General features: G+C 68.2%; 12 protein-coding genes and 2 pseudogenes. 3 read left to right on the top strand and 11 right to left on the bottom strand.

Annotated features, from left to right (window positions below):
* From ACPYOG_RS16740 to ACPYOG_RS16765, 6 genes and pseudogenes are all read right to left on the bottom strand, one after another.
* Positions 1 to 726, bottom strand: a pseudogene (locus tag ACPYOG_RS16740) (oligopeptidase B); the annotation flags it as partial.
* 62 nt (positions 727 to 788) lie between these two features.
* Positions 789 to 1,778: pseudogene (locus tag ACPYOG_RS16745) on the bottom strand (zinc-binding dehydrogenase).
* A gap of 24 nt (positions 1,779 to 1,802) precedes the next feature.
* Positions 1,803 to 2,225: an organic hydroperoxide resistance protein gene (locus tag ACPYOG_RS16750; protein ID WP_481295298.1), complete on the bottom strand. Its 423-nt coding sequence runs from the start codon at positions 2,223 to 2,225 to the stop codon at positions 1,803 to 1,805.
* 69 nt (positions 2,226 to 2,294) lie between these two features.
* The gene (locus tag ACPYOG_RS16755) at positions 2,295 to 2,747 is read right to left on the bottom strand and encodes a MarR family winged helix-turn-helix transcriptional regulator (RefSeq protein WP_481295299.1); all 453 of its coding nucleotides are present in this window, start codon (positions 2,745 to 2,747) and stop codon (positions 2,295 to 2,297) included.
* A gap of 86 nt (positions 2,748 to 2,833) precedes the next feature.
* Positions 2,834 to 4,345 (bottom strand): FUSC family protein, encoded by a 1,512-nt coding sequence (locus tag ACPYOG_RS16760; protein ID WP_481295300.1) that lies wholly within the window; start codon positions 4,343 to 4,345, stop codon positions 2,834 to 2,836.
* A gap of 56 nt (positions 4,346 to 4,401) precedes the next feature.
* Complete coding sequence (locus ACPYOG_RS16765; protein WP_481295301.1) at positions 4,402 to 6,000, bottom strand: MFS transporter; 1,599 nt, start codon at positions 5,998 to 6,000, stop codon at positions 4,402 to 4,404.
* 267 nt (positions 6,001 to 6,267) lie between these two features.
* Between ACPYOG_RS16765 and ACPYOG_RS16770 the strand changes: the two genes are divergently transcribed.
* The gene (locus ACPYOG_RS16770) at positions 6,268 to 6,711 is read left to right on the top strand and encodes a DUF805 domain-containing protein (RefSeq protein ID WP_481295302.1); all 444 of its coding nucleotides are present in this window, start codon (positions 6,268 to 6,270) and stop codon (positions 6,709 to 6,711) included.
* A gap of 100 nt (positions 6,712 to 6,811) precedes the next feature.
* Positions 6,812 to 7,165: a hypothetical protein gene (locus tag ACPYOG_RS16775; protein WP_481295303.1), complete on the top strand. Its 354-nt coding sequence runs from the start codon at positions 6,812 to 6,814 to the stop codon at positions 7,163 to 7,165.
* A 32-nt stretch (positions 7,166 to 7,197) separates the two neighbouring features.
* On the opposite strand, the gene ACPYOG_RS16780 is transcribed toward ACPYOG_RS16775, so the two are convergent.
* The 3 genes from ACPYOG_RS16780 to ACPYOG_RS16790 are packed head-to-tail and all read right to left on the bottom strand — an operon-like array spanning position 7,198 to position 8,950.
* Positions 7,198 to 7,668, bottom strand: a complete 471-nt coding sequence (locus ACPYOG_RS16780) for a S41 family peptidase (protein ID WP_481295304.1) — start codon at positions 7,666 to 7,668, stop codon at positions 7,198 to 7,200.
* 52 nt (positions 7,669 to 7,720) lie between these two features.
* Positions 7,721 to 8,185 carry a GNAT family N-acetyltransferase gene (locus tag ACPYOG_RS16785; RefSeq protein ID WP_481295305.1) on the bottom strand — a complete coding sequence of 155 codons (465 nt, stop codon included), beginning with the start codon at positions 8,183 to 8,185 and terminating at the stop codon, positions 7,721 to 7,723.
* 24 nt (positions 8,186 to 8,209) lie between these two features.
* Positions 8,210 to 8,950, bottom strand: a complete 741-nt coding sequence (locus tag ACPYOG_RS16790) for a class I SAM-dependent methyltransferase (protein WP_481295306.1) — start codon at positions 8,948 to 8,950, stop codon at positions 8,210 to 8,212.
* A gap of 100 nt (positions 8,951 to 9,050) precedes the next feature.
* Between ACPYOG_RS16790 and ACPYOG_RS16795 the strand changes: the two genes are divergently transcribed.
* Complete coding sequence (locus tag ACPYOG_RS16795; protein WP_481295307.1) at positions 9,051 to 9,521, top strand: SRPBCC family protein; 471 nt, start codon at positions 9,051 to 9,053, stop codon at positions 9,519 to 9,521.
* A gap of 3 nt (positions 9,522 to 9,524) precedes the next feature.
* Here the strand turns inward: ACPYOG_RS16795 and ACPYOG_RS16800 are convergent, their stop codons facing one another.
* Both ACPYOG_RS16800 and ACPYOG_RS16805 read right to left on the bottom strand, forming a co-directional pair.
* The gene (locus ACPYOG_RS16800; protein ID WP_481295308.1) at positions 9,525 to 10,109 is read right to left on the bottom strand and encodes a TetR/AcrR family transcriptional regulator; all 585 of its coding nucleotides are present in this window, start codon (positions 10,107 to 10,109) and stop codon (positions 9,525 to 9,527) included.
* A 48-nt stretch (positions 10,110 to 10,157) separates the two neighbouring features.
* Positions 10,158 to 11,248 (bottom strand): penicillin-binding transpeptidase domain-containing protein (locus ACPYOG_RS16805; protein WP_481295309.1); only part of this gene is annotated, 1,091 nt, incomplete at its 5' end.

An 11,248-nucleotide genomic window follows, 5' to 3' on the forward strand; every position in this document is an offset into this window, starting at 1 on the left:
GATCCAGTACCGCTCGTCGGGCTCGTGGAACACCTGGACGTCGCTGGTCGCCGGGCCGTCGCCCACCCGGTGGCGCCACACCGTGTCCGGCCGCCAGGAGTCGTCCACGGTCGTGTAGAAGAGGTAGGCGCCGGTCTGGTCGAAGAGGGCACCGGCTCCCGTGCCCGTGATCTCGTCGGGGAACGTGACGCCGTCGTCCAGGAGGGACCGCACCCGGATGGTGTACCGCTCGTCGCCTTCGGAGTCCACGGCCCAGAGCAGCCGGGTGCCGTCCGCGCTGACGTCGAAGCTGCCGAGTGAGTAGAAGTCGAGCCCGGCCGCCTCCACGTTGTCGTCGAGCAGGATCTGCTCGCCGGGGAGCCCGCTCTTCTGCGCGTCCTCGTCCAGTGTCGGGGGCACCCAGTCGTCGGGCGAGGCGATCGGGGCGCGACAGTGGATGCCGTACTGCTTCCCCTCGACCGTCCGGGTGTAGTACCACCAGTCGCCCTCGCGGACGGGCACGCTCAGATCGGTCTCGCGGGTGCGGGCCTTGATCTCGTCGAAGATCTGCTCGCGCAGCACCGCGAGGTGCTCGGTGCGCGCGTTCGTGTACGCGTTCTCCTCGTGCAGGTGCGCGATGACCGCCGGGTCGTCCTTCTCGCGCAGCCACTCGTAGTCGTCGAGGTAGACGTCGCCGTGGTGGGTGCGTTCGACGGGTTTCTTCGCGGTGACCGGCGGGGTGAGCATGCTCCCAGGCTATCGGGCCACGCCCACCCCGGGCGGGGTCGGTGCCGGTCGCTGCCGGCCGGTCAGGGGCGCAGCAGGACCTTGCCGACGCGTCCCGGCTCACTGCTGGCCGCGACGGCTGCCGCGATGTCGTCGAGCGAGTGGATGCCCGCAACAGGCAGGGTCAGTGTGCCGTCGAGGATGCGGGCGATCAGCTCCCCGAACAGCCGGCCGCGCTGATCGGCCGGCATCTCGCGGCTGACGACGCTGCCCCAGAAGCCCTTCATCGTCGCCTACTTGAAGATGAGATCGCCGGAAGCGAGCTCCAGGGTCGGGGAGGCCATGGCGCCGAAGACCACCAGGGTCCCGTTCTCGGCCAGCGTCGAGAGGACGTCGCCGGCGGCCTTCCCTCCGACGGAGTCGACCCCCGCGCGGATGGGCGCTCCGCCGGTGATCGCCGCCAGGGCGTCGCGCCAGCCCGCTTCGTCGGTGGCGACGACCCGCTCGATGCCCTGCGCGCGTAGCTCCTCGACGCCGGCCGCGCGTCGGACGAGCCCGACCACGTTGAGCCCGCGTGCGATGCCGAGCTGAGCCACCATCCGGCCGACTGCGCCGTTGGCGGCGTTCTGGATGAGCCAGTCGCCCTCCTGCAGGTCGAGCGATTCGAGCAGGCTGATCGCGCTGAACGGCATCGAGACCAGCTGTGCGGCTGCCTCGTCCGGCAGTGCCTCCGGCAGTGCCTCCGGCACGGGGATGAGGCTGGCGGCGCGAGCGACGAAGTACTCCGCCCAGACGCCGAAGGTGCCTCCGGTCACGACCCGCTGACCGACGGTCAGCTGCTCGACGCCCTCGCCCAGCGCATCCACGATGCCGAGCGCTTCCGTGCCGGACGCGGCAGGCAGCTCCGGCTTGAAGCCGTACGTTCCGCGCACGGTCCACAGGTCGTGATTGTGGATGGGGGAGAGCAGCACCCGGACGCGGACCTCGCCCGGACCCGGCTGCGGAAGCGGGCGCTCCCCGACGGCCAGGACCTCGGCGGGGTCGCCGAACTCGGCGTGGATGAGGGCGCGCATGGTCGCATTCGTATCGGTCATGTCTCAGTCCTCCGTGACGGTGATGGTGACGTCGATGTTGCCGCGCGTCGCGTTCGAGTAGGGGCACACCTGGTGCGCCGCGTCGGCCAGCGCCTGCGCCTGCTCCGCCTCGATCCCGGGCAGGACGACCTCGAGCAGCACCGACAGCTGGTAGCCGCCCTCGCCGTTCGGGCCGATCTTCACGCGACCGCCGACAGCGGAATCCTCGAGCTTCACCTTCTGGATGCGGGCGACCGCCTGAAGCGCCGAGTGGAAGCAGGCGGCGAAGCCGGCGGCGAACAGCTGCTCCGGGTTCGTGCCGGCGCCGGAACCGCCCATCTCCTTCGGAATGGCGAGATCGAGCGCGAACGAGCCGTCGCTGGTGGCGACGCGGCCGTTGCGGCCGGCTCCCGTCGAGAGGGCTTCCGCGGTGTAGAGGGTGTCCAATTCGGGCCTTTCAGGTGGTTCTTGGTTCGTAATTCGGTAGTTGAGTGATTCGTCGAGCCCGCGCAGCGCTCAGCTCGGGGAGACGTGCTGCTGCGCCGAGACGGCGTGCATGGTCTCCGTGAGCCGGTGCAACGTGTCGATGAGGGCGGCGGCCGCCTGCTCGTCGGGAAGACCGGTCCCCGCGGCGATCCGTCCCGGGATGTGGGCGAGTTGCGGGCGCAGCTCCCGCCCGTGCTCGCCGATGGCGACCGTCACGACGCGCTCGTCAGCCGAGCGGCGCTCGCGCCGGACGAGCCCGGCCTGTTCCATGCGCCGCAGCAGAGGGGAGAGCGTCCCCGAGTCGAGCTGCAGGTGCTCGCCGAGCGACCCCACGGTCTGCTCCCCCTCCACCCACAACGTCACGAGGACGAGGTACTGCGGGTAGGTGAGTCCCCAGGGCTCGAGCAGCGATCGGTACGCCTGGGTCGTCGCGCGGGTCGCTGCGTAGAGCGAGAAGCACACCATCTCATCGGTCACGGGCATGGTATAAGCATTGCACGCAATCAAGTTGTGAACAACTTGACCGAGTGGATGCGCCGATCCAGGGCGACCGTCCTCATCGTCTTGTATCAGGATCCAGGGTCGCCGCGCAGGGCGTGGGCGAGTGCGTCGAGAGCGTCGCGTGTCCGGGCGAGTTCGACGGGCGCAGCGAGGCTGCGTCGTGCTCGACCGATGCTCGAACGAAGAAGCTCGCGGTCGCCCTCATCCGAACTGTCGTGGGCTCGCGCCAGCCGGGCGTCGAGGGCCGCGGGCAGGGCGTTCGCCGCCTCGATGCAGTCGATCGGGAGGATGCCCCGACCGCGGCGGAGGAGCCGGGTGGCCCGGTGCGCAGGCGCGAGCTGTTCCACGCGCGCGACAGCCGAGCGGAAGGCGGCGACCCGTGTCCGCCGATCCGGTGCCTCACTGCGGAAGACGTCGCTCAAGGCGGTCAGCATCTCGGACAGCCGTCGCCGCAGCACGTCGACGCTCCGCACCGGCATCACGAACCAGCTCGCTGCGATGCCGAGGGCGGCGCCGACGACGATCGCCAGCATCCGCTCGGCGAGCATCCCGGTCTCCCCGGTCAGCGTCGCGGTGCCGATCAGTTCCTGCAGCAAGGACAGCACGAGCGTCACCGTGAGCGCCCAGAAGGCGTAGCTGTACGCCCGCAGCCAGGTGCCGACGAAGAGCGCCACGAAAATCACGGCGATCGCTGCGACCCCGGATTCATGAGGGGCGGCGAGGCCGGAAACCTCGGGTCCGACGGCGATGAGGGCGACCGCGCCGATGGTTCCGCCGAGCGCGCCGAGGATGCGAAGCGCGCTCTTGTGCACCACATCCGCCCGACCGCGGTTGCCCGAACAGACCAGGAAGGCGGTCAGCACGACCCACATCGCGTGCTCCGGGAAGACGAGCCAGCCGACCGCGAATGCGGCGGTCAGCGCGACGGCCATCTGCACCGCCATCCGGGTGCTCGCGGGAAGCCGCGCGCGTCGCGGCAGCGACGGCGACCCCGACGATAACGCCGACGACCCCGCAGGCTGCTCAGCCGCTGGCGACCGCGTGACCCGGCCGGGCAGCAGCCTCGCTGCTTCGCGACCCAGCGCCACCCAGAGGGCGGCGACGATGCCGGAGAGCAGCACGATGACCGGCGCCAGCCACGGCGGTCCACCGGTGGCCGGCCGGACGGGCACGACGAGGATCGCGGTCAGGGGCAAAGCGATCAGGGCCCCCAGCCGGGAGGCGCGCGGGCCGAACCTGCGCAGCCAGATGGGCACGCTCATCCCTGCCACGAAGAGGGCGGCTCCCACGGGCGGCAGGGCGACCATCAGCCAGCCGACGGCGCCGGCGGCGAGCCCGATCGCCGGCAGCAGCGCGGCGGAACGCGCGAACTCGGCGCGCGACGCGAACGCGCGGCGACCCAGGCTGAGAGCGACGACCGTGGCGAGCACCATCCCGCTGCCCACGCTCGTGCCCGCCTCTGCGCCGGCAAGCAGCGATGCCAGCCACCAGATCGTTGCGCACGCTCCTGCCGCGGCGGCGGTCGTGATCAGCGCCTCCGCAGCCTCTCGCAACACTGTCGCGGTTCGCCCCCTGGTCACCGCCACATCCTCTCACTGCCGAGGGCTCGAGCTACGGGAAGGCCGGCTGAACCGTCTCAGGTCGCGACCACCTTCGACCGCGGGCGTCCAGCCACTTCGACCGGAAGCCCGCGAGCGAAGACCAGCGACAGCAGGCTGATGGCGATCAGACCGACGAAGGCGGCACGCAATGAGTCGAGTTGTGAATCGCGGTAGATCCCCGCGAGCTTGTGAGCATCGTCGCTGGACAACCCCGCGCTCGCCGCGATCTGGTCGACGCTGGCGGCGGGAACGATGCTCACGCCGCCCTGGGTCTTCTCCTGCACGATGGATATCGTGGCGGGGGAGAGCCCGCTCGTCGTGACACCGGACGCGAACGAGCTCGACAGCGCACCGATGAGGATGGATCCGATCAGCGCGGTACCGAGCGACGACCCGAGATTCTGGAACACGCCCTGGAGGCCACCCACCTCGCTGGTCTCCTTGTCGCTGACGCTCGACATGTTCACGTTCCCCAGCTGCGACGCCAGCAGCCCCAGCGCGGAGCCCGTCAGGAACATCCCGGCGGCGAACAATCCGCTTCGCAGGTCGGTCGTGACCGACGAGAGCAGAAGGAACCCGCTGAGCACGAGCACCAGTTGCCCCACCCAGACGATCCGGCGCGGCGACCACCTGCGCGACAGCCGGGTTCCGACGATCGAGAAGAGGATGAGCGCAATCGACAGGGGGAAGATCCGGATACCCGTCTCCAGGGCATCGAGGCCGAGCGTCATCTGAAGGTAGACCGGGACCATGAAGAACAGCCCGGCGGTGACCGTGTACTGGGCTCCCAGCACCGACAGCCCGCTGCGCAGCCGCCTGATGGAGAACATGCTGACATGCACGAGCGGCGATCGACCCCGGGCGACCAGCCCCTCCTGACGCCGGGCGAACAGGAAGAGGAGGACAGCGCCGACCGCGATGAACCACGCCGTCAACGACACTCCGAGCGGCGCAATGGGCACGCCCCCGATCTTCGGTGAGGACAGCGGAAGGACCCATCCCCAGGTCTTGCTCTGCAGCATCCCGAGGACGACGAGCACGAGGCCCACGGCCGACAGCAGCACGCTGAGCACGTCGATGCGCACCTTCTGCGGAGCAGTCGCGTCATTGACGCGTCTCGCGAGGATCACCACCACCGCCATGATCACGACTTCGCCCGCGAAGACGAAGCGCCAGCTGGAGTAGGTGGTGATGAATCCACCGATCAAGGGGCCGGCGGCAACCGCTGCACCGGAAACCGCGCCGATGATCGCGAAGGCAGTGATCCTGTCCTTCCCCGAATAGTTGTCCGCAAGGAGCGCTGCAATGGCGGGGATCACCAGGACGGCGCCGAGTCCCTCGATGACGGACCAGCCGAGGAACAGAATCTGGATGTTCGGGCTCAGCGCCGTCATCAGTGACCCGAGACCGTAGACGCAGGACCCGATCAGGAAAGCCCGTCGACGGCCCCACACATCGCCGAGCTTGGCTCCGAACAGCATCACGGCGGCCATCGTCAACGTGTAGAAGGTGATCGCGGCCTGCATCGCAGAGACGGTCGTGCTGAGATCCTTCACCACCGTCGAGATCGACACGTTCATGACTGTTCCATCGAGGACCATCACGAACTGGGCGCAACCGAGAATGACCACCACCGACCACTTCTTCATTCGAGAGCACCCATCGCCGTAGCCTCCCTCTTGGCCTGCCCCGCCCGTCGCGCTCACAGTAGCGCCGCCGCTCGGTGCGGCGAAAGGCGGTGGGTCCGTCGGCGACCACGGGACACGGCGTGGCCTGGGCGACATCCGTCAAGACTCGTGCGCGCGGCGCGCCGAGCCGTTGTTCACCGCGCGCTCGGGATGCGGTTGACTATGGCTGTTCCATCTCGACGCTAGCCACGACCTCGCTCGGAAGGATCCATCATGACGACTCCGCAGACTCCCGCCGCGCCGCTCGACCAGCCGCTGTACGGCGCCTCGTTCGGCGATGGCATCCGCCGCTTCTTCAAGAAGTATGCCGACTTCTCGGGGCGGGCCAGCCGCAGCGAGTTCTGGTGGTGGTTCCTGTTCGCGGTGATCATCGCCGCCGTCTACGAAGTCCTGCTCCTGATTCTGGGAAACATCGGCAACGGTGGCCGCGGGCTCGGCCCCATCGGGTACATCCTGATCGTGATCTACGTCGTGTGGGGGCTGGTCATCCTCGTGCCGAGCCTGGCGTTGAACTGGCGCCGACTGCACGATGCCAACCTGCCGGGCCCGATGTGGTTCCTCGGTTTCATCCCGCTGGTCGGCTGGATCATCCTGCTGGTCTTCTACCTGATGCCGTCCAAGCCGGAGGGTGCGCGCTTCGACCGCCGGCGCGCCTGACGGTCCCGTTGCGGCGCTGCCGCGGGCTCCGGCAGGAGCGCACGGCCGGTCATGGTTTGATCGACGTAATCCGATCTCGGCCGATCGTTATCCTTGAGCCATGGACGCCGACTGGATCGAGCACCGACGCTCCGACGACGGGGAGCGGGTCGGATGGATGCAGCCCGTCGACGAAGGATTCGTCGCCATCGATCTGTTGGGGCGCCCGCGGACAGACGTTGTGGACTGGCTGGCTGCAGAAGAGACTCTGGATGAGCTCGGCCTGAGCTATCTCGCGGACCCGCACGAGTTGAAGCTGGATGACGGTTCCTGGCTGAGGGTCCGGATCGCAGAAGTGTCGTCCGCGGAGATCCGGGTCAAGAAGGACGACTGGGGAGACATGACCGCGACGCAGCTGTACTACACGCTGCCCTTCCCCGTGATCGACGGCCGGCTTCGCCCGCTCGAACGCTGACGCATCCCTAGGCGGTCACGCAGAGCGGCCGCCTAGCCGCCGCACAGAGACCGGATCCAGGCCATCGCGGCCTCGATCGTCGATTGATCCGTGGAGGTGCGCGTTGCGGCGGGGATTCCGTTCGGGTAGGTCGCACCCGATGCGTTCGAGGTCCAGGCCGACGTGAGGACGATCACCGAACCGTCGCTCAGCGTCTTGCTCACATTGGCTGAAGCCAGGCCCGCAGTGGTTTGCCCGAACGTTCGTGAGTTCTTCTGCGCGAGGAGAGCAAGGACAACAGCCTCTGCTGAGCTGGCGGTCTCCGGCCTTTGAAGGATGGCGATCGGCTTGGTGCTCGCCGACGAGCCGCCGGCCGGCGCCGAAACGGCTATGTCGCCTTCGACCTTTGTCCCCCTGTAGCTGATCGTCGAGCCAGCGAGCGAGACCCACGTCGCTCGGTGGTGGCGGTCGACGAATGAGATGACGTGCCCTTGGGCGAGAAGTGGGGAGAGGGCGGCCAGCATGGATAATGCGCGAGGGAGAACGCGATGTCTACCCTGGTCCCAGCGGCATCGACTACCGATGCAGGTCGTCGAGTTCGCGTGCCCAGGCGACTTCTCGTCCGAGCTGGCCTGTTTCCCGGAAGAGCCGCACCTGGTGGGCATCGGGCAGCGCTGCCGCGAGCTCGTCGCGGTCGGCCGGCAAGAACCCCAGCTTTTGCCAGAACGGCCCCGACCGCCGGGAGAACAGCCATGCTCGTCTCGCGCCCGATCGAGCCGCTTCCTCGAGCGCGAACCTCGCCAGGCGTGTTCCGGCACCGGAGGTCCTTCTCGCGCGCGTGACTGCGACGCTTCGAATGAGGGCGTTCTCGCCGTCTGCGCTGAGCTCGAATCCGGTACTGCCGAGGATCCCGCCGTCGGGGTGGCGATCTAGCCAGACTCGGACGGCCGGCGACTCAAGGCCGGCTACGGTCAGGTCGGCTTCCCTCAGAAAGTCGCGCAATTCGTCGACGTCGTCATTCGTCACCGGCAGATAGCGCATGTCCTACTCTCTCCCACAATTCCCTCAGCGGACGCTTTGGCTGGGCTTGAGCACGAGGAGCCAGGAGAGGTAGTGCTCGACGACTGTACCGCCCAGGTCGCGCACTGCCGCCGCGGCCCGGTTCACCTCATCCGGTGACCAGTCGCTGAAGGTGGCGAACAGTCGACGGACGCCCTCTTCATCGAGATCGATGCTCCATCGGAACGTCGAGCTCCTGTCGACCGCGAAAAGGCCCGATGCCGTCAACTGGCCGGCCGTCGCGTCGGCGTCCTCGGGCCCGGTGCCGGGTGTCGCCAGCGGGCCGCGCTGCGCGACGATCTGCATCACGCGTTGACGGAATGGTGTCAGGGGTACATCCGGATCACCGAACACAGTCCGCCAGACGAGCAACATGCCGTCGGGTCGCAGTGCTCGATGAAGCTTGGGAACGACGATGCTGAGATCCATCCAATGGATTGAGGTGGCCGCCACGGCTAGATCGAACGAGTCCGCCGCCAGCTCCGCGTCTTCGGCACGCACTACCAGTACGTCCGCGGCCGGGTGGGACGCGTGAAGCCGCTGCGCGAGTCGCTCGCCGGGCTCGACCGCCGTCACGTGGAGCCCCGCCGCGAGGAGCGGGCCGGTTGCTTGACCGGTGCCCGCCCCGAGGTCGAGTGCCCGGTGTCCTGCCTTCATCACGCCGAGCTCGGTGATGGTCTCCCAAAGCGCCGACGGGTAGGGCGGCCGGCCTGCCGCGTACTCGTCGGCCATCGCGTCGAAATGCATCGGATCTCTCACGCCGGAATCATATTCTCGGTCCGCGCCGACGGTCCGTCACGGTGTATGAAAGGCGATCGGCTTGCGCGCGGCAGCCGACGGGTGTGGGATGGGCGGCACGGACGAGGGGGTGGCGATGGGCAACTATGTGGCTCGGGCGGAGATCGAGGTGGAAGCGCCCCGGCGCGCGGTGTGGCAGGTCTTGACGACGAACGGGTCGCGACCGGAGATCATGTTCGGCGCCGAGGTGGTGTCCGACTGGAGGCTGGGATCGCCGATCGTGTGGCGCGGCGAGTGGCAGGGGAAGACGTTCGAGGACCACGGCCGCGTCATCGAGCTGGAGGACCAGCAGGAGCCCTGGCGGATCGTGCTCACGCACTTCAGCCCGCTCAGCGGCTTGCCCGACGAGCCGGAGAACTACCACACCCTCCGCTTCGAGTTGGATGAGGTCCCCGGCGGCACGAGGATCACCCTCGACCAGGACAACAACCCCACGCGCGAGGCGGCAGCGCACTCGCAGGCGAACTGGGCGCAGATGCTCGAGGGCGTGAAGGCGGTCGCCGAGCGGGAGTCGCGGTAGCGGTCAGTCGCCGAAGGCCTCGCGCAAGAAGGCCGCGAGGAAGAGGTCGAACGCCTGCACGGTGGCGGTACGGTCACCGCTGATCAGGAAGCCGAAGTGCAGGCCCGCGGCCGAGTCGACCATCCAGTGGGCGAGGACGCCGGCGCGGCGCGACTCGATCCCCTGCGCCTTGAGCCACGCCTTGACGGTGTCCCGCCACTGCGTGAACGAGGTGGTGATCCGTTTGCCGATGTCCGGGTCGATCGGCTCGAGCGTTCCAGCCTCGAACTGCAGCCGGAGGCCGGTGCGGTTGCTCTCGCGCAGCGAGTGCCGGAAAGCCTCCTTGTACCAATCGCGGAACTGCTCCCGGTCGAACGCGGCCACGTCCACCGCCCGGAGTGATTCAGTCTGCTGCCGCACGCCCTCCTCGAGGATGGCGTCGATCATCTCCTGGCGGGACCCGAAATGGTAGACGAACGAGTAGGTGCTCACACCGAGCGCGCTGGCCAGACTGCGGAAGGTCATGCGTGAGAGCGGCTCGGTCGCCACGTGGTCCATGATGCGGCCGAGGAGTTCTGGCTTGCGGTTCGGATCTGGAGTTCGTCCCACGCGATAACACTAGTCCGAATATCGCTCAGGATGGATAGACAGGACGTATCACGGCTTGCCCTTCGGGGGACCGCCCTTTCCAGGGGTGCCGCCCCCGCCCGTGCCGGGTGCCGGCACTGTCGGGGCGGTCGGTTTCGGCGGCGCCGGTGCCGTGACGAACTTGCCGTTGGGCGCCGGGAAGGCCGTCCCTCCGTACGCGGCGTTCAGTGCGGCGATGATGCGCTTGGCGATCGCGAACTTGACGTTGCCGCCGCCGATTCCCTGGAAGCTCTGGCTCCGCAGCGCGACGGCACCCTCTACGTTGCCGACCCAGGTCGCCTGGGCCACCTTCGTGCTGGAGGTCACCAGCCAGTTCTCGATGGAGTTGTCCGTCGTCCCCGTCTTTCCGAAGATCGGGATGCCGTCGTTCGGGTTCGCGGATGCCGCGGTGCCGCCTCCGCGGAGGACGCCTTGCAGGGCGTAGATGGCCGCCGCCGCGATCTGGGGGTCGATCGGCGTGGTGGAGCACTGCGACTTCGGCACCGCATGCGCAGCGCCGTTCGCGTCCACGACCTTGTCGATGGCGACCGGGCTGCAGGCCACACCGTTGTTCGCGAGGCCCGCGTAGGCGGTCGCCATGGTGATCGGCGCGATGTAGTTCGTGCCGAGCACCGAGGACGGGTTCGCCATGAAGCGGTTGGCGGACTCGTCGGCGCCATGGACCAGCAGGTCCTGCGCTCGCTGCTTGATGCCGCAGAGATCCAGCTGGGTCGCCATCTTGGCGAAGATCGTGTTGATGGATTGCGCGGTGGCGTTCATGACCGTGGTGGAAGTCACGGTCTCGCCTTCGTCATTGGAGACCGGCCATGGCGCTCCTCCGATGTCCTCGCAGGGCTCGCTCTCGTGGAACGCGGTCTGGGGGAAGAGATGCTGGGTGCCGCTGACCGACTGGTAGAGCGAGTGCCCCTCCTGCAGCCACTCCAGAAGGTCGAACACCTTGTACGCCGATCCCGTCTGGAAGCCCTCCGAGCCTCCATATTCGTAGTCGGTGTTGTAGTTGACCGCCGTGGTCGCGGGGGAGGGGGTCGCCGTGTTGTCGTAGGGCCTGTTCTGCACCATGGTGACCACGCGCCCGGTCCCGACTTCGACGGAGACATTGG

This window comes from Leifsonia sp. HAY1-4F, from assembly GCF_056755275.1.

Bases quoted from the DNA above. Each gene is read 5' to 3' on its own strand.
- ACPYOG_RS16755 (WP_481295299.1), bottom strand. From the start codon at position 2,747: ATGCCCGTGACCGATGAGATGGTGTGCTTCTCGCTCTACGCAGCGACC.
- ACPYOG_RS16770 (WP_481295302.1), top strand. From the start codon at position 6,268: ATGACGACTCCGCAGACTCCCGCCGCGCCGCTCGACCAGCCGCTGTAC.
- ACPYOG_RS16775 (WP_481295303.1), top strand. From the start codon at position 6,812: ATGGACGCCGACTGGATCGAGCACCGACGCTCCGACGACGGGGAGCGG.
- ACPYOG_RS16780 (WP_481295304.1), bottom strand. From the start codon at position 7,668: ATGCTGGCCGCCCTCTCCCCACTTCTCGCCCAAGGGCACGTCATCTCA.
- ACPYOG_RS16785 (WP_481295305.1), bottom strand. From the start codon at position 8,185: ATGCGCTATCTGCCGGTGACGAATGACGACGTCGACGAATTGCGCGAC.
- ACPYOG_RS16790 (WP_481295306.1), bottom strand. From the start codon at position 8,950: ATGCATTTCGACGCGATGGCCGACGAGTACGCGGCAGGCCGGCCGCCC.
- ACPYOG_RS16795 (WP_481295307.1), top strand. From the start codon at position 9,051: ATGGGCGGCACGGACGAGGGGGTGGCGATGGGCAACTATGTGGCTCGG.